This is a genomic window from Paenibacillus auburnensis, from assembly GCF_927798115.1.
Classification (GTDB): domain Bacteria; phylum Bacillota; class Bacilli; order Paenibacillales; family Paenibacillaceae; genus Paenibacillus_AQ; species Paenibacillus_AQ auburnensis.
This window is the reverse complement of the sequence record NZ_CAKMMG010000001.1, coordinates 35,797-54,161: the sequence shown is the minus strand read 5'-3', so window position 1 is coordinate 54,161 and position 18,365 is coordinate 35,797. Positions and strand designations below refer to the sequence as shown.

Sequence of the window (18,365 nt, the reverse complement as noted above, 5' to 3'; positions counted from 1 at the left end):
GTAGTATACCCTATCTGCGGATTTGGGCCGACCATTCCCGCAGCACTCTGTCCAGCTCCTCCGTACGGATCGGTTTGGAGATGAAGTCCTGCATGCCTACTTTCAGACACAGCTCCCTGTCTTCTTTTTGGGCAAAAGCCGTAGCTGCTACAATCACCGGATACAGCCCGTGTTCCTCCCTTATTTTCATCGTAGCCTCAATACCATCCATAAGCGGCATTTGAATATCCATAAAGATCAGATCATAGTGATGCAAGCGCACCGCCTCAACAGCCTGCTGACCATTCAGAGCCACATCGGCCGCATATCCCCGCTTCTTCAGATAGACCTGCAAAATTTGCAGGTTCACCGGATGATCTTCGGCAATCAGAATCGAGAGCGGTCCGAATTCGCCTATAGAGTACTCTGAACGTCTGTTTTTCACTTTTATCTGTTTATCCCCGGTGCCTGCAGTAATGATTCCCTGGGTAGACTGCTGCGGGATTAATGCTTCAATGGTGAAGTAGAATTCCGATCCTTCATCCTCCTGGCTGTCGACCCCAATCGCTCCGCCCAGCAGCTCGACCAGCTTTTTGCTGATCGCAAGCCCAAGTCCAGTCCCGCCATACTTGCGGTTAATGGATGGATGCAGCTGGGAAAAAGATTGGAACAGCAGGCCTTGGCTGGCTTGCGGAATGCCAATGCCGGTATCCTTGACAGTGAACTTGAGAATCGCCTGTGCAGGCTCCCTGAACGTTTCCAGCTTCACAGAAAGACTGACTGACCCTTCTTCGGTAAATTTCACTGCATTCCCTACGAGATTAATAAGAATCTGGCGAAGCCGTCCTTCATCGGTCACCAGAAGCTGCGGAAGCGCAGGATCAATCTCTGCATGCAGTTTAAGGCCCTTTTCCTTTACCCGGGGGTAAAAAATTTCGGTGACATGGGTCATGACCTGACGGAGATCGACCGCCTGCAGCTCGATGGACATCATCCCCGCCTCAATTTTGCTGAAATCAAGTACCTCATTCAGAATATGCAGGAGTGATGCGCCGCTTTTATTAATGATTTGCGTATAATACTGCTGCTCTTCACTCAGTTCCGTTCCGGCGAGCAAATCGGCCATCCCGATAATCCCGTTCATCGGTGTGCGCAGCTCATGGCTCATGATCGCCAGAAACTCCGATTTTGCCCGGTCCGCCTGCTCCGCCGATTCCTTGGCACGCACAATAGCCTTTTCCTCAGTAATATCGCGGAATACCACAACAACGCCCTTGCGCTCCCCATTGTCGAACAGCGGGGTCATCCGGTATTTGACGAGAAAACTGGAGCCGTCCCGTCTCCAGAATACCCCTTCCTTCTCTTCGTAGGACAGATGCTCGGAGAACCATTCCGGCAGTGTCTTGCCGCCTCCCGGGTAGGGCTCGCCGTCCAGCCAGGTCTGCTGTATCGAGTGCAGTGCAATGCTTCCTCCCAGCTCCCCCGGACCATAACCCAGCATCGCAGAGGCAGCAGGGTTAATGAACACCGTTTCACCTTCAAGACTCATCCCGAAAATACCCTCGGTGACTGAATTCAGGATGAGCGCATGCTCATAGCTTAGCTTTTCGATCTGCTCCAGATGGCGTTTGCGCTCCGTAATATCGCTCGTAATGGCAAACACCCCGACAACCCGGGAGTCCAGCAGAATCGGAACATAAATCATACTTACCTCAACAGCATGGCCGTCCCTGTGAATCAGCCGGCTCTCAAAGGTCTGAGCCACACCGCTGGCAGCGAGCTTGAACCGGTCTGACACAAAATCCAGTTCATCCAAGTCAATAAGCTCACTGTAGGACGAATGCAGCAGACTCTCGCGGGAATAACCGGTCAGATACTGGAGACTGGCATTCAGTGATTGAATGCAGCCCTCCAGATCCATCGCAATAATTGCGGAGGGATTATATTCGAACAGGGATTTGTAGCGGTTCTCACTTTCCATCATTTTAAGCTCATACTGCTTGCGCTCCGAAACATTACGTGTCACGCCGATGATCTCGGGTGCTCCACCAGTCCCAGAGGTGATATGGCGAAGCGTGGTCTCCACCCACATATACGTGCCGTCTTTACACCGGAAACGGAAAACGATCGGTTCAAGCTGCTTCCCGTTCCCGCCTTCAATCCGATATGCCTGCACTCTGTCTTTATCCTCCGGATGAACATAACTCATCCCGGCGGTACCTATCAATTCTTCCGGGGTAAATCCGAACATCTGCTGGCATACAGGGGAAGCATACAGATAAGTAGCTTCCTCATCCGAGGCATTCCTTGTAATGAAATCCTGAGTATTCTCCGAAATCAGCCGGTAATTATGCTCGCTTTCCCGCAGCTGCGCCTCCATCATCACTTGTACGGTCACATCCTGAATCACACCGCTGATATAACGCATGTTCCCTGAAGCATCCAGCGCAGTTTTCCAATGGGCATCTATAAATTTCTTCACACCGTCAGCTGAAGTAATCCGGAACACCTTGCTTCCGCTTCCCCCGTGCTCCAAACAATCCAGTATCGCTTGAATTACCCCGGGCAAATCCTCCGGATCAATACAGCTCATAATAAGCTCAGGGTCATATAAGGAATGGTTGCTGTTATCATCAGTATGTCCGAAAATATGGCGCATTTCCCTTGAGGCGGTCAGCTGCTTGCCGGCATGATCCCACTCCCAGGAGCCCATCTTTGCCAGGAACTGGGCGTTCGCCAGCATCTCTTCATACTTCTTCCGCACTGTAATATCCCGGGCAACCGTGAGCACCTGCTCCACTTCACCGTTTGAATTACGCATCACCTGAAAAGAGCTCTCAATCCACAAATAATCCCCGTTTTTATGCCGTACTCTGCGGGTAAACACATCGTTGTCCGAAAAGAGCTTCCCGTGCTCCCTCATCTCATGAGCGTCTTCCTCATGATAGAACTCCGGTCTTTTTTTGCCGATCATATCTGAGGCGGGATATCCCAGCATTCTCTCTACAGAGGGAGATACATAAAATATAGTGCCGTCAGGATAAGCCAGCGAGATCATATCCGGTGTATTTTGCGTAATCAGATTATAGAGATTATGCTCCTCCCTGATCTTCTTTTCCGCCTGCTTGCGTTCCGTAATATCGGTCAATTCCGCAATCATATATGTAGGGGCTTCGGCATTTTCCTCAAAGGTCAGAAATAAATGCAGCGATACCCAGAACATTTCTCCGTTTTTACGCAAAAACCGTTCTTCGCTGTCTACAGCCGCGCCGGGGCTATGCAGCAAAAGCTTCATCACACGGTCCTGGTCCGCCCGGTCCTTTTCTTCTGCACAAGCAATATCCATATACCGGAGACCTTTAAACTCCTCCTCCGTATATCCGAACATCTTGCATAAGGCAGGGTTGGCCAGCCGGATCGTCCCGTCCTCCAGGGAAACGACGGCAAAGCCTGTAGAAGAGCGCAAATATAGTGTTTTATAAAGAGTGTCGGACAATGATAATGCCTCCTCAGTAAAAGTCGGGGGTCTTAAATTATAAACATTATACCTTTTTTTCGGCCAACACGCCCTAGATATGAAGTCCTGTAAAGTGCAGCTGCTAAGGCACAAAAAAACCGCCCCTTTGTCACCGGAATGACTGTAAGATGGTCTTAATGTGCCGGAAAAAATGAAAAAACCCTTCGTTAGAAGGGTTTAGTTGAAACTATTGATGCGGTCGAGAGGACTCGAACCTCCACGATATTGCTACCACACGGACCTGAACCGTGCGCGTCTGCCAATTCCGCCACGACCGCATATTATGTACTTCAGTGATTCAATCACCGTAATTAAGAATATACTCTCTTTGCAACACAATTGCAACAGGTTTTTTATTAACCTTAATTTAATTACTAAAAGAATATTAATTTTGATAAATATAAGGTTTTAGATGAATTCTACCTTGTAATATAAACTTAAATAAGATATATTATCAAAAAACTTACTAAAGAAAGGATGATAAGCATGGATTCTTTAGATCACAAGATCATCAAGGCACTGATGGCTAACGGAAGAATAACTTGGGCCGAGCTGGCCGGATTGCTGGGCCTCTCCTCTCCGGCAGCTGCTGACCGCGTAAGGCGTCTGGAAGAACAGGGAGTGATCAAAGGCTACACGGCGCTGATAGATGCCGAATCAACTGGCTATGGACTGGCTGCACTAGTAGCAGTATCGCTTGAGCGCCCGGCACACCGGCAGGCTTTTCTGGAGCTGGTGCAGAAGCTCCCGGAAATTCAGGAGTGTCATCACACCGCAGGCGATGACGACTATGTACTTAAGATCCGCTGCCGCGGAACACGGGATCTTGACCGGATCATCAGCGAAGAGCTGAAGAGTCTTCCGGGGATTGTACGCACCCGGACGACCATTATTTTGGGTACGGTGAAGGAAACACCGAATGTTCCTCTGCCGCCCGGGGACCGTGAGCCATGACCCTCTGGTCTGCACTGATCGGCGGCTTTAGCTTCGGCTTCATCATTGCCGCCCCTGTCGGACCCATGTCTATTCTATGCATGAACAGGACACTGAGGCTGGGTTTACTCGCAGGTCTTGCTACCGGAGCAGGGATCGCTCTGGCAGATACCTGTTATGCTCTGGTGACTGTTTCAAGCTTCAGGATTGTGAATGAATTCACTTCTGTTTATGAATTCCCCCTCAAATTCCTGGGTTCATTGTTTATCGGCTACCTTGGAGTCAGAGGCTTGCGGAATGGTGCTGCTGAATCCCGTCCGGAAACCGGACACAGCGGAGTTCTTTATTGCATGATCTCTTCCTTCCTCCTGACCATGGCTAATCCGGCGACGATCCTAAGCTTTATGGCACTCGCCGCTTCACTCGGCAGCACCATTGGCAGTTCACTTCTGCTCCCGGCCGGTATTGCCTTCGGTTCATTTTTCTGGTGGCTGCTCCTGACTTCGGTCATATTATGGATCAGCAGCAGGCTGCCTGTGTCCTTCACCCGCACTCTGAGTCTGGCCTCAGCCCTCATCCTGATTCTGTTCAGCTTATACGGGATTATATCCGCTATATTCAATCTGGGGAATGGATTTCCGGCTTGACCCCCACTGATAGGCAAAGACAATAAACTCTATTACATCCATATATTTCACTTATAAGAGCGTCCTGTGTTACAACAATAGTATTCCTGTGCAACCCGAAAGGAGCTCCCGCATGAATCAGCAATGGAATACCGGAACCTATGATACGGATATGGCTTTTGTCTCACAATACGGCGAATCACTTGTTGAACTGCTTAAGCCGCTGCCCGGAGAACGAATCCTGGACTGGGGCTGCGGCACTGGGGACTTGGCTGCTGCCATCGCAGGTTATGGCGCAGCCGTCACCGGGATCGATGCTTCACCTGAGATGATCGCTGCTGCCCGCAGCAAGCACCCGGAGCTGGCGTTCATCCTAGCCGATGGCCAGGATTATACTGCAGACCCACTAGCGGATGCTATCTTCAGCAATGCAGCGCTGCACTGGCTGAAGGATGCAGAAGGAGCTGCGGCGAGCATTGCTGCAAGCCTGCGTACTGGCGGCCGCTTCATCGCTGAATTCGGTGGTCAGGGCAATATTGCCTCGGTCATTAACGGACTGCCGCTCGCCTTCGAGGCTATCGGCTGCGCCGATAAGCTAGTGCTGCCCTGGTATTTCCCCGGCATCGCGGAGTACACAACACTGCTGGAGCAGCATGGGCTGACTGCCAGCCTCGCACTCTGCTATGACCGTCCGACCACACTCACCGGCGGTGAGCAGGGACTTAGGCGCTGGCTGAATACTTTTGCTGACGGAATACTTAGTGTGCTGACGCCTCCGCAGTGTGAAGAAGTACTGAAGTTCCTGGAAAAGGAGCTGAAGCCCCAGCTGTTCTATGATGGAGTCTGGGTAATGGATTACCGGAGAATCCGTGTATCGGCCATGAAACGGTAAAAATAAGAGCGCACCGGAATAGTTCCTTCCGGTGCGCTCCTTTAGTGATTACGTGTAGCAAACGGCTATGTCTGTTCCCCTACATACCTGTCTCCTCCGGCTCCCATCCCTACAACGAATAGCAGCAGGCTTGCCCCTGCCAGCAGGGCCAGTGGAGCATTCCAGCTACGCGTCGCATCATGCAGCAGCCCGAACAATGCCGGACCTGCGGCAGCCAGCAGATATCCGACAGACTGGGCCATCCCCGAGAGCTCACTTGCCTCCTGAGTCGTGCGGGTCCGCAGGCTGAAGAACATCATCGCGAGGCCGAAGGCGAACCCGCCGGCGATACCGATGCATACCGCCCACAGCGCCATCCACCGGCTGCCGCCAAGCCAGATTCCGAGAATGCCGAAGATGAACAACATGGAGGTGATCAGAACAAGCCCCCGCTGATTCTTCAATCTTCCCGCCCATAGAGGTACAAAAAATGTAAACGGCAGCTGGGCCAGCTGCATCAACGACAGAATCCAGCCGGCATGGCCGGAAGACATGCCCCGTTCACTTAAGATCACCGAAAACCAGGCAATCAGAACATAGTAGAGCAAAGATTGCAGACCCATAAACAGCGTTACCTGCCATGCAAGCGGTGAACGCCATATGGTGACAGTGGCAGCAGCTGAACGGGTCCCGTTGCCTTGAACCAGATTCTTCATTTGAGGAATCCAGAACACCGTAGCCAAGACAGCGACAATAAACCACAGCGAGAGCGTTCCCCGCCACCCGAAGCCATCAATACCGGCAAGCGGCACACTGAAGCCAGAAGCCGCGGCTGCACAAAGATTCATGGAAACTGTATACATACCAGTCATCAGACCGATCCGTGCAGGAAATCTGCCCTTGATCAGTCCGGGAAGCAGCACATTGCAGACGGCAATTGCCAGTCCAATTAGCGCCGTGCCTGCAAAGAAGGTAACAGCTCCCGCCACTGAGCGGAGCAGAATTCCTATCGATAACGCCAGCATAGCCAGCAGCAGAATTTTCCCCAGACCATACCTGCGGGCAAGCTGCGGCGCAAAAGGTGATAACAGCGCAAAGGCCAGCAGCGGCAAAGTAGTAATGAACCCCGCGAGTGTATTGGTCAAGCCCAGATCGTCACGAATCTGTCCCAGCAGCGGCCCGACAGAGGTGAATGGAGCACGCAGTGCTGCGGCAACAAACAGAATACCCAGCACCAGCAGGAAGCGGCCGGATCCGGCATCAGGACGGGATATGTCCGGATTCAGTAAGGTTTGGTCTTGCGGTTTTGCAGTCATGATGTTCCTCCCGGTTGCAGCGCAAATCCCTGACAAACCCGGGCTTGTCAGGGATTACTGCCCTATGTCAACGCACATTGTATTATTATAACCTTACATGACTGTAATTGCATAAAGATTTCAGCTCCTCTTCCAGGCACCCCTATGTAAAGAAGCTGCCGGCCCATAAGGACCGGCAGCTTCGGGATAAGACCATCTAACCTTATACCCAGAGGGATTTAGTGATGATTACCAGCAGGATGAACAAAACCAGAATCGCGCCAGTAGAAGTGAACGGGCTGTATCCGCCGACATTTTCGCTCATGTTAACTCCTCCTTTGCACTTGAATACTGATAAAATATGCGAAAACGGCCAGGCCGGACTGGGTGAAAAGGCATTAAATGCTGCTCATTCCCTACATTGGAAAGGTTGACAAAACTCTAAGTCCTCTTTAGTATCCTAAGAATAAGAATAGTTGAGAATGACTCTCAACTGACAATGCATATTACAACAGAAATGAGTGAAAAAGAGATGCTGCGTCGTTTTTTCTCCTATTACCGCCCCTACAAAAAGCTGTTTATTCTCGACTTCACCTGTGCGGTAGGTGCGGGTCTGCTGGAGCTTGCCTTCCCGGTGGCTGTGAATACATTTATTGATAATCTGTTGCCCGGACAGGACTGGCCGCTGATTCTCATGGCCTGTGTTGCCCTACTTGCCATCTACGCCCTGAACACTGCCATGAATTATGTGGTCACGTATTGGGGACATATGCTGGGAATCAATATCGAAACCAATATGCGTAAAAAAATGTTTGATCATATCCAGAAGCTCTCTTTCCGCTTCTTCGACAATCATAAAACCGGTCATCTGATCGGCCGGATCACCAATGACCTCAATGATATCGGCGAAGTGGCGCATCATGGGCCTGAAGATGTATTTATCGCTGTGATGACGCTAATCGGAGCCTTTATTTTAATGGCAGACATCAATCTGAAGCTGGCTGTCATCACCTTCATTATTGTGCCGGTTATGGCCTGGGTCATTATTCATTTCGGACGCAATATGACCTCCACCTACCACCAGCTTTTCGGCAATGTAGGTAATTTCAATGCCCGGATCGAAGACAATGTCGGCGGTATCCGTGTGGTCCAGTCCTTTGCCAATGAAGAACATGAGAAGGTGCTGTTCGCTGCCGACAATCAAATGTTCCGTCAAACGAAGCTGATGGCTTACAAGCTGATGGCCAAAAGCTCGTCGGTCAGTTATATGATGACGCGTCTGATTACAATTGTGGTCATGGTCTGCGGGGCCTGGTTCTTCATTCAAGGGGAGCTTGAAATCGGGGAATTTGTCGCCTTCATTCTGCTGGCCAATGTGTTTTTCCGGCCGATCGAGAAGATCAATGCCGTAATCGAGAGCTATCCGAAAGGCATCGCCGGCTTCAAGCGGTATCTGGAAATTATGGATACCGAGCCGGATATTGCGGATAAGCCGGGTGCGGCCCCGGCCGGTACCCTGCGCGGCGACATTCTCTTCAGCAATGTCAGCTTTGGCTATGATGCCGCCCGTCCGGTGCTGCAGGAGATCAGCCTGAAGGTAAATGCCGGCGAAACGATTGCCTTTGTCGGACCCTCCGGTGCCGGCAAAACAACGATCTGCAGCCTGCTACCCCGCTTCTACGATGTTACCGGCGGCTCCATCTCCATTGACGGTACAGATATCCGCGATATAAAACTGAATTCGCTGCGCAGGCAGATCGGGATTGTACAGCAGGATGTATTCCTTTTCTCCGGGACCATCCGTGAGAACATCGCCTACGGCAAGCTGGAGGCGGAGCTGCCGGAAATCTGGCAAGCTGCCCGGCGGGCCCATCTGGAGGACCTGATCAACAGCCTGCCGGAAGGCATGGACACGGTGATCGGAGAACGTGGTGTGAAGCTGTCCGGCGGGCAAAAGCAGCGGCTGGCCATCGCCCGGATGTTCCTGAAGAACCCGCCGATTCTGATTCTGGACGAAGCTACTTCAGCCCTCGATACCGAGACGGAAGCCGCAATCCAGCAGTCACTGGCTGAGCTGTCTGTGGGGCGCACTACCCTGGTAATCGCCCACCGTCTTACGACGATCAAAAATGCCGACCGGATCATCGTCGTGAACGAGGACGGCATCTCCGAGGAAGGCCGCCATGAGGAGCTGGTGAATGCCGGAGGGACATACAGCCGCCTGTATCAGGCGCAATATCATGCGTAAATCCTTTTTATAAAAATAAATAATGAACCCAAAAACAACCTTCTGCTTCGGAGCCTCATCGGCTGCTGGCGGAAGGTTGTTTTTGAGCGTGATAAGCAGACACAGCCTAATCCCTGATAACTCCAAGGTAGGAGACGGCCAGCTTACGGTAGAACTCAATCGAATCCAGATAAGCTTCAATATCGACCCACTCATCCGGCTGATGAGCAAGCCCGGGATCACCGGGGCCATAGATCAGCACGGGCAGTCTTCCGTGATCATGGAGTACAGAGGCATCCGTATAATAAGATACCCCGCGTACAGCAGTGTCAGTTGCGTTTGCAGCAGCCTTCCTATGCACTTCTTCCTCACCGGATTGTCCGCCAGCGCCGCCCGTCTTTCCTGCGAGCTCCAGCGCAATTCGGATCAATTCCTCAACGGGATCAGTGTAAACAACACTTCGGTCCAGCAGTTCTTCCACCTGATAGCGGTAGCCGGAGTGAAGCTGCTTCATCTCTTCCAGCTTGGCCGTGATTTCGCTAAGCAGCTCTTCATGCAGGAGCGGCGGAACGGTCCGGATATCCACGTCGATGGTGCAGCGGTCGGGAATGACATTGGTCTGCACACCGCCATCAATTTTGTTGACTGACAGGCTGCTTGACCCCAGCACCGGATCATGGGCCTGCCACTCCAGCGCATGTTGGTGAAGCAGTGCGATCACTTCCATCATGCCCTCCACGGCATTCAGGCCAAGCTGTGGCATGGAGCCGTGGGCGCTACGCCCGAACAGCGAAATCCGCAGCCATAGCGCACCTTTATGTCCGACAGCAACGCGGCTGCCTGTCGGTTCGGCGATGACCAGGCCATCCAGCTCCGACAGGCTGTGCTGCTCGGCATACTGCCTGGCCCCGCAGCTGTCAACCTCTTCCCCGGCTGTCGCCAGAAAGATCAGATCGCCTCCCAGCCGGATGCCGTCCTGGTGCAGCGAAACGGCGGCAAGCAGCATGGCTGCCAGGCCGCTTTTCATATCAGAGGTTCCCCGGCCGTACATCTTGCCGTTATCGATAACCGCGCCATGCGGGTGGTATTTCCCGGCTTCGGCCGTCCACGGGCTGACGGTATCCAGATGGCCGCAGAACATCAGCTTCCGGCCTCCGTCGCCTGGAAACACGGCCTCCAGATTGCTGCGCCCCTGCTCAATCCCACCGATACTGCTGATCCTGCTGTCAAGCCCAGCCTTCCGCAAAAAATCCTGCAGCAGCAGGGACAAACGGTGTTCATTCCCGGGCGGATTGCAGGTATCCACTTGAATCAAGCTTTGCAGAAAGGGAACCGCGACTTCCCGGCTTCTGACATCTATCATTCTTCCACATCCCCTTTGGCAGCGTAAACCCGCAATAGTTATGTTGAAATGTACGCTATACGGGAGCAGGATGCAGCCGAAAATATCACGTTCCCAGCGTTTATACACGAAAAAGCCCCATTTCAGTCCATGAATGGCATACCATCCACAGCGAAATGAGGCGACACCGGATATTGCTTCCGTCTACCAGCTATTACATCTTGTTATTTTTTCGCAATATGCACCTTAAGCAGCTTGCCTTTTACCGTAGTCTCCCTCATCGCCTGCAGCACCAATGCACCTTTGCCGTTGAGAATATCTACATAAGTCACGTTATCCTGAATAGTAATGATCCCGATATCATCGGCGGTGATGCCCTCAAGCTTCGCAATGGTGCCGACGAAATCGACAGCTCTGAGCTTCTTTTTCTTGCCGCCATTGAAATATAGCTTCATGATGTTCTGGTTCATCACCTCAGTCTTGCCAACCTTGCGTACCTGCTGCTTGCCGAGTTTCTGCTCAAAAGCCGGTTTGGCATAGGCCACGGCATCTTCGGACGGAGCCTTCATCACCGGAATGCTGAAGCCGATGTATCCTTCAATGTCCGCCACCCATTTATGTTCATTTGGCGTAACCAGCGTGATGGCTTTGCCGCTTTTGCCTGCGCGGGCTGTCCGGCCGGTGCGGTGCACATAGCTCTCTTTTTCCATCGGGATATCATAGTTGATCACATGGGTAATGTTCTCGATATCAATGCCCCGGGCCGCAACATCCGTAGCGATCAGATAGCGGAACTGGCCTCTCTTAAAAGCATTCATCACTTCAAACCGTTCGTCCTGCATCATCCCCCCGTGGATCTTGTCCACCGGAAGCTCCTGATCGGCCATCCCCCGGAACAGCGCATTCACCTGATCCTGGGTGCGGCAAAAAATAATGCAGCTGTCCGGATTTTCCACCGTCAGCAGATCAAGCAAGAGCGCGAACTTGGCTGCCTGTCTTACTTCAATCAGGGCATGCTCAATAGATGCAGTAGTCAGCCCGGCAGCTTCGATCTCAATATCCAGCGGCTGCGTCATATATTTGCGGCAGAGGTTCTTCACAGCCTCCGGCAAAGTCGCCGAGAACAGCATCGTGACCCGCTCCCGCGGCAGCTGCTGGATGATCTTCTCAATCTGCTCGATGAAGCCCATGCTGAGCATTTCATCCGCTTCGTCAATCACAAGGGTCTTGATCCGGTTCAGAGGCAAGGTGCCGCGCTCGATATGGTCAAACACCCGTCCAGGCGTGCCTACGACAACATGCGTTTTTTGTGTCAGCTCAATCTTCTGCGGGGCAAACGGCTGCTTGCCGAATAGAGCCACCGCTTTGATCCGCTTAAAACGTCCGATATTGGTAATGTCTTCTTTGACCTGTGCAGCTAATTCCCGTGTCGGAGTAAGTACCAGAACCTGCGGTTTGTTCTCTGCCCAGTCCACCAGCTCACAGACCGGGATGCCGAACGAAGCCGTTTTGCCGCTGCCGGTCTGGGATTTGACGATCAGATCCTGACCCTTCAGCGCGGCCGGAATGACCTTGCTCTGTACTTCGGTCGGGCTATGATAGCCCAGAACGTCCAGTGCCTTGATAATCTCTTCATTTAAATCATAGTCTCTAAATTGTAATTCACTCATGTAGTTGTTCCTTCCGTGTTAAGCATGGTCTCATTATAGCAGCTTCTGGCTGCCCTGATTCCATTCCTTATAAAATTGCTCCAGATACAGCAACATGAAATCATGCCGTTCCTCGGCCAACTTGCGTCCATAGGATGTATTCATCAGGTCTTTCAGCTTCAGCAGCTTCTCATAAAAATGATTGACCGCCGTCCCCTTGGAGTAATCACGGTATTCCTTCTGCAGCGATTCATCGCGCGGCGTGAGATCCGGATCATAGACCGGCCGTCCTTTTGCCCCCGAAAAAACCATCGTTCTCGCAATACCTATTGCCCCAAGCGCATCCAGCCGGTCCGCATCCTGCACACATTGTCCTTCAAGTGTAGACATAGGCGTCCCTCCGCCGCCACTGAAAGACATTGTTTCGATAATCAACATAATATGTCTGATTCTCTCCTCATCTGCGAGATGCTGTTCCAGCCAGTTATGTACTTTAAGCAGTCCCGCTTCCTTGGATGTATTGAGCTTCTCGTCAGCCACATCATGCAGCAGTGCGGCGATGGTGCAGGTGAGGACATCGGCCCCCTCCATCCCGGCAATCAGCGCAGCCGTATTCCGCACACGGTCTGTATGAAACCAGTCATGGCCTGTAGTGTCCCGGCTCAGCTCCGATTTGGCAAAGTCTTCGGCTGCTGCTATCCATTGTTGATTATCCATAAATAATTCCCCTTTTCGTATAAGTCAATCCGGTTTAATGCTGAAATTGCTGCTTGCATGGCGTATCTTCATCCGTTATAATGTGCAGTAATCTAAATCTGAAGGGAGCTTTTTCCTATGAACCTCATAAACAGCATTTCCATCATACAGAATCAGCTTCATCATCACAAGCAGCGTTAGCACACCTGAATCAGTTCAGGGAGGGCTAACGCATTTTGCGTTTGACCTCCCTGCGGAATATGAAACGCGCAGGACCATGAGGTCCGGCGCGTTTTTTGTTTTGCCGGAAATTCCGGAAATCAGGCTTAGGCCACACCATAAGGGAGCTGCGTAATATGCAAAATATTAAAGGAACCTATGATTATTTCGGACGGGAGCAGGCGGTCAGACAAAAGGTACAGGGTACGCTGCGCGAACTGTTCGGCCTGTATGATTTTGAACCGATGGAGACTACAATGCTGAATGAGCTGGAGCTATTGACCTCCAAATATGCCGGCGGGGACGAAATTCTCCGCGAAATGTACCAGTTGACGGATCAAGGCGGGCGTTCTCTAGGACTCCGTTATGATCTGACGATCCCATTCGCCAAAGTAATCGCGCTGAATCCGGGTATCGAATTTCCCTATAAACGTTATGAGATTGGCAAGGTATTCCGTGATGGCCCGGTCAAAAAAGGCCGGCTGCGCGAGTTCCTGCAATGCGATGCCGATGTGGTCGGAATTGCCGGCCCGCAGGCCGAAGCCGAGCTGATGCAGCTGGCCGCGGAAGTCTTCCGCCGGCTGGAGATTCCGGTCGTCCTCAAATGGAATAACCGCCGGTTCCTTGGTGAAATTCTGTCGGCGGCCGGCGTTCCTGCGGAAGACAGCCTGTCCGTGATGCTGACTTTGGATAAGCTAGCCAAAATCGGCATCCAGGGTGTGCTGGCAGAGCTGCGCGGGAAAAGCTTGTCTGCGGAAGCGCTACTCGGCATTACTGAACTGCTGATGACAGACAAAACAGACTTCGAAAGTCTGGCAGACAGCTATGGACTAACCGGTCAGCCCGGAGCTCTTGAAGTACTGGCGCTGCAGCAGCTGATTGATGCCACCGGACTCTCTGCTGTTTGCATGTTCGACCCGTTCCTTTCACGGGGCTTATCCTTTTATACCGGAACGGTATATGAAATTTTCGATGCCACAGGCGGTTATCCCTCCAGCCTTGGCGGCGGCGGACGGTATGATGACATCATCGGCAAGCTGGTGGGACGCGATGACATCCCGTATCCGACAGTGGGTATTTCTTTCGGGATGGAGTCGATCATGGCGCTGATCGGGGAGCGCCCGGTTCAGGAGGAATATTCCGCTGTGCTGATCGTACCGATTGGTGAGACTATGCCGCAGGCACTACTGGCCGCAGCAGAACTGCGGAATGCCGGCATCCGGGTCAGTGTGGATCCAGGTAAACGCAAGCTCAAAAAAACGCTCGCCTCAGCCTCTGCCAAGGGCATCCGGTATTGTCTGCTGATCGGAGAGAGCGAAGCAGAGCTGGGTAAACTGCGACTGAAGGATATGGCGCTGCAAACAGAGCAAGTGGTTACAGCAGAAGAAGCGAAGATGGTTATTTCGGGTTAAGGCCGGACTGAACCTTCTGAAGATCGGGTTTGTGAGGCTGGTGAATGCTATTGAATATCCGTGGGCTTAAAGCACACCAGCCGTACCAGACCTTCGTCTGATACGGCTGCTTTTCCGTTCTATTTCTGGCTGCCTGAATGCTTATTCCAGCTCTTCCCCATTGCTCTCAATTACTTGCTTGTACCAGCCGAAGCTCTTCTTGCGTGATCTGGCCAGCGTTCCTTGTCCATCATTGTCTTTATCTACATAGATGAAGCCGTAACGCTTCTTCATTTCACCTGTCCCTGCACTCACCAGATCGATACAGCCCCATGGTGTATAACCGATCAGTTCAACTCCGTCCGCTACGGCTTCCTTCATTTCCGCTATATGGCCCCTGAGGTAATCAATCCGGTAATCATCATTAATAGTTCCGTCCTCTTCCACAGTATCAACTGCGCCGAGACCGTTCTCTACCACCATCATCGGAATCTGGTAACGGTTGTAGATGTTGTTCAGAGACCATCTGAGACCCTTCGGATCAATCTGCCATTCCCAGGCACTAGCCTTCAAGTAAGGATTCTTCAGCCCCATGGACAGGTTGCCGCCAATTTTCTCCTGTTCCGGATCCGCGCTCACACAAGTGGATGAGTAGTAGCTGCAGGTATAAAAATCGACCCGGCCCTCCTGCAAAATCTGTTCATCCTGCTCACCCATGGCGATTTCAATTCCCTTATCTGCAAAATAGCGTTTGGCAAAGCCGGGATACGCTCCCCGGACCTGCACATCGGAGCAGAGGAAGTTAGTTAAGTTATCCTTTTGCTGCGCGAGTATAATGTCTTCAGGATTGCAGGTCAGTGGGTAGGAGCACATATACGCGATCATGCAGCCTATTTTGAAATCCGGATGAATGGAATGCCCCAGCTTCACTGCTCTTGCACTGGCGAGAAACTGGTGATGCAGCGCCTGGTATCTCAAGGCTTCATCTTCCGCAGCACCCGCGGTATGACCGAACTCCGTATTCCCGTCCGGTAAGATCGCTCCGGCCATAAAGGAGCCAAAAGGCATGGTCAGAATATTGATTTCATTAAAGGTCAGCCAGTATTTCACCACATCTTTATAGCGGTTAAAGATCACTTCACAATAGTTCACATAGAAATCGGCAACCCTGCGGTCAGACCAGCCGTTGTATTTCTGCGCCAGATGAAACGGAGCTTCGTAATGGGAAATGGTGACGAGCGGCTCGATATTATACTTTTTCAGTTCAGCAAACACATCGTCATAGAACTTCAAGCCAGCTTCATTCGGCTGCGCATCATCCCCGTTCGGGAAAATTCTCGACCAGGCCATGGACATCCGGAAGACTTTGAAGCCCATTTCTGCAAACAGCCGGATATCTTCTTTATAATGGCGGTAAAAATCTATCGCCTCATGACTCGGGTAGTTCATCCCCTGCTCCAGCACCGGTGTTATTTTGCGGGGTGTCGTGTGTGTTCCAGCTGTGATGACATCCGCAGTGCTTAAGCCTTTGCCGCCCTCGTTGTAACCGCCCTCCAGCTGATTCGCGGCTGTCGCTCCCCCCCATAGAAATCCTTCCGGAAAACGCTTATTCAATGGTTGCATAGTTTATTTCCTCCTTATAAGGTTGTTTAGATCATTACCGTTAACAAATCTTCTTTGTAGCCGATAGACTTCTTCCCGGTTTCAATGACATCCAGGTAATTATTCGAATTAGAGACGATAACAGGTGTAGTCAGGATGTAGCCTGCCGCCCGAATCGCTTCCATATCAAATTCCATAAGCAGGTCTCCCTTTTTTACGGTGTCCCCTTGTTTCACTCGGGGTGTGAAATGTTTTCCCTTCAGCTTAACGGTATCCTTGCCGACGTGAATCAGGATGTCCACCCCATGATCGCTGGTGATTCCAATCGCATGCCCGGATGAGAATAGTGAGGTCAATACACCGTCTACCGGAGAAAACACCTTGCCTTCCGCGGGTTCGATAGCAATCCCTTTGCCCAGCGCTCCTGTGGAGAATGCTTCATCCTTTACGTCAGAAAGCGCGACAACCTCGCCTTTTAACGGGCTGCTTACGGTCTCCTGCTTAACTAGAATTTCTCCCTTAGGGCCATCTGCAGGCTGATCTTTGACCACATCGTCCTTAAATCCGCCGAAGTACATCAGCAGGAATCCGAGCACAAAGCTCACTGTAATCCCGATGATTGCCCCGTAAAATCCTGCGTCCATCCCCTCCGGACTGATATAGCTCGGGATTCCGAAAATCCCCAGTCCGCCCAGGATATATCCCTTGGTTCCCATCAGGCCGATAATTCCGCCGCCGACTCCCGCTGCTATACAGCTTAGAACAAACGGCTTCTTGCGCGGCAGGGTAATCCCGTAAATAGCCGGCTCTGTAACCCCGAAGATCCCGGAGATGACCGCTGGAATAGAAAGCGATTTCAATTTTATGTTTTTGGTCCGCAGCAGAATCGCGAGTACAACACCTGTCTGGGCAAAGGAAGCTCCGAATACACCAGCCAGAATCGGATCATATTTCAGCACAGTAAGGTTGTTGATCGCAATCGGTACAAACCCCCAGTGCAGGCCGAAGATAACAAATACTTGCCAGAAGGCACCGAGCAGAATGCCGGCAATAACCGGACTCAGATTATAAATAAACAATGTACCTGCGCCAAGCAGCTGGCCTGCCCAGGTGGCAACCGGTCCAATCACAATCAGCGCCAGAGGAACAATAATGAGCAGCGTGCAGAAGGGAACCAGGAAGGTGCGCACTACGCTCGGAATAATCTTTTTAAACAAGGCTTCAATCTTAGCCCCCACATAGGTCGAGAGGATAATCGGAATAACGCTTGAAGAATAGCTCATTAAGATCACCGGAATCCCAAGGAAGGTCAGGTACACAGGTGACTCAATGACGCTGCCGCTAAACAGGGTGTACAGCGGTTGTCCCGAAGCCGTTATTGAAGAAAAGGTAGGATAGACCAGCGTTGCCCCGATCGCCATCCCCAGGAATATGTTGGCATTGAACTTTTTGGCTGATGTATATCCCAGGAAGATCGGGAAGAAATAGAATAAGCAGTCTCCGATTGCATTAAGAATCTGATAGGTTCCAGAGGTGCTGGTCAGCAAGCCTAGAGACAGGAACAAAGCGGTAAAGCCTTTGATCATACCGGTCGCACACAATACACCAAGTGCCGGAGTAAACACTCCTGAGATAATATCTATAAATTTATTGAACAAGCCGATTTTCTCGTCCGGGGACTCTGCAGCGGCCGACTGAAAACCGCCGATCGCCGAGACATCCGCATACACCTCTGGCACATGGTTGCCGATTACCACCTGATACTGGCCTCCGCTCTGGATTACCGTCACGATGCCGTCCATGTTCTTGAGAATTTCCGTATTCGCCTTGCTCTCATCTATTAATTTGAAGCGTAATCGGGTGATACAATGCGTCAGACTGCTTACGTTCTCTTTGCCGCCGACGTTCTTGATAATCTCTTTAGCCAGCTTTTCGTATTTCATGTTGACCGCTCCTCATTTCAAATTTCTTATAAAAAAAGACGAGACCTAATAGATAGCATACAGAGCATACTATCT

Annotated in this window: 13 protein-coding genes and 1 tRNA gene; 5 read left to right on the top strand and 9 right to left on the bottom strand. The window is 51.5% G+C overall.

From position 1 onward, the window contains the following. Positions 1-10 precede the first annotated feature (10 nt). The gene (locus L6H70_RS00145; protein ID WP_236328361.1) at positions 11-3,475 is read right to left on the bottom strand and encodes a PAS domain-containing hybrid sensor histidine kinase/response regulator; all 3,465 of its coding nucleotides are present in this window, start codon (positions 3,473-3,475) and stop codon (positions 11-13) included. Positions 3,476-3,690: 215 nt separating this feature from the next. Continuing rightward, positions 3,691-3,774: transfer RNA gene (locus L6H70_RS00140), tRNA-Leu, on the bottom strand. Positions 3,775-3,982: 208 nt separating this feature from the next. Here L6H70_RS00140 and L6H70_RS00135 point away from each other — a divergent pair. The 3 genes from L6H70_RS00135 to L6H70_RS00125 all read left to right on the top strand — a co-directional run bounded on the left by L6H70_RS00135 (position 3,983) and on the right by L6H70_RS00125 (position 5,947). Further along, positions 3,983-4,450 (top strand): Lrp/AsnC family transcriptional regulator, encoded by a 468-nt coding sequence (locus L6H70_RS00135; protein WP_236328360.1) that lies wholly within the window; start codon positions 3,983-3,985, stop codon positions 4,448-4,450. Continuing rightward, positions 4,447-5,076, top strand: coding sequence for a LysE family translocator (locus tag L6H70_RS00130; RefSeq protein WP_236328359.1), 630 nt, complete (start codon positions 4,447-4,449; stop codon positions 5,074-5,076). Before L6H70_RS00135 ends, L6H70_RS00130 begins: the two co-directional genes overlap by 4 nt. Positions 5,077-5,188: 112 nt before the next feature. Beyond that, entirely contained in the window at positions 5,189-5,947 is a 759-nt protein-coding gene (locus L6H70_RS00125; protein WP_236328358.1) for a class I SAM-dependent methyltransferase, read from the top strand. Positions 5,948-6,012: 65 nt separating this feature from the next. Here the strand turns inward: L6H70_RS00125 and L6H70_RS00120 are convergent, their stop codons facing one another. Together L6H70_RS00120 and L6H70_RS00115 are read right to left on the bottom strand one after the other, a co-directional pair. Beyond that, positions 6,013-7,242, bottom strand: coding sequence for a CynX/NimT family MFS transporter (locus tag L6H70_RS00120; protein WP_236328357.1), 1,230 nt, complete (start codon positions 7,240-7,242; stop codon positions 6,013-6,015). Positions 7,243-7,444: 202 nt separating this feature from the next. Next, positions 7,445-7,546 (bottom strand): sporulation protein YjcZ, encoded by a 102-nt coding sequence (locus tag L6H70_RS00115; RefSeq protein ID WP_197071419.1) that lies wholly within the window; start codon positions 7,544-7,546, stop codon positions 7,445-7,447. Between the two features lie 207 nt (positions 7,547-7,753). On the opposite strand from L6H70_RS00115, the gene L6H70_RS00110 reads away from it, so the two are divergent. Continuing rightward, complete coding sequence (locus tag L6H70_RS00110; protein WP_236333017.1) at positions 7,754-9,469, top strand: ABC transporter ATP-binding protein; 1,716 nt, start codon at positions 7,754-7,756, stop codon at positions 9,467-9,469. 106 nt (positions 9,470-9,575) lie between these two features. On the opposite strand, the gene L6H70_RS00105 is transcribed toward L6H70_RS00110, so the two are convergent. The 3 genes from L6H70_RS00105 to L6H70_RS00095 all read right to left on the bottom strand — a co-directional run bounded on the left by L6H70_RS00105 (position 9,576) and on the right by L6H70_RS00095 (position 13,156). Further along, positions 9,576-10,811 (bottom strand): M20 family metallopeptidase, encoded by a 1,236-nt coding sequence (locus L6H70_RS00105; RefSeq protein WP_236328356.1) that lies wholly within the window; start codon positions 10,809-10,811, stop codon positions 9,576-9,578. 203 nt (positions 10,812-11,014) lie between these two features. After that, entirely contained in the window at positions 11,015-12,460 is a 1,446-nt protein-coding gene (locus L6H70_RS00100; protein WP_236328355.1) for a DEAD/DEAH box helicase, read from the bottom strand. A gap of 33 nt (positions 12,461-12,493) precedes the next feature. Beyond that, positions 12,494-13,156, bottom strand: coding sequence for an HD domain-containing protein (locus L6H70_RS00095; RefSeq protein WP_236328354.1), 663 nt, complete (start codon positions 13,154-13,156; stop codon positions 12,494-12,496). Positions 13,157-13,491: 335 nt separating this feature from the next. Between L6H70_RS00095 and L6H70_RS00090 the strand changes: the two genes are divergently transcribed. Beyond that, positions 13,492-14,766: a histidine--tRNA ligase gene (locus tag L6H70_RS00090; protein ID WP_236328353.1), complete on the top strand. Its 1,275-nt coding sequence runs from the start codon at positions 13,492-13,494 to the stop codon at positions 14,764-14,766. A 141-nt stretch (positions 14,767-14,907) separates the two neighbouring features. Here the strand turns inward: L6H70_RS00090 and L6H70_RS00085 are convergent, their stop codons facing one another. Continuing rightward, the gene (locus L6H70_RS00085) at positions 14,908-16,368 is read right to left on the bottom strand and encodes a 6-phospho-beta-glucosidase (RefSeq protein WP_236328352.1); all 1,461 of its coding nucleotides are present in this window, start codon (positions 16,366-16,368) and stop codon (positions 14,908-14,910) included. A 26-nt stretch (positions 16,369-16,394) separates the two neighbouring features. Next, positions 16,395-18,290 carry a beta-glucoside-specific PTS transporter subunit IIABC gene (locus tag L6H70_RS00080; protein WP_236328351.1) on the bottom strand — a complete coding sequence of 632 codons (1,896 nt, stop codon included), beginning with the start codon at positions 18,288-18,290 and terminating at the stop codon, positions 16,395-16,397. Positions 18,291-18,365 lie beyond the last annotated feature (75 nt).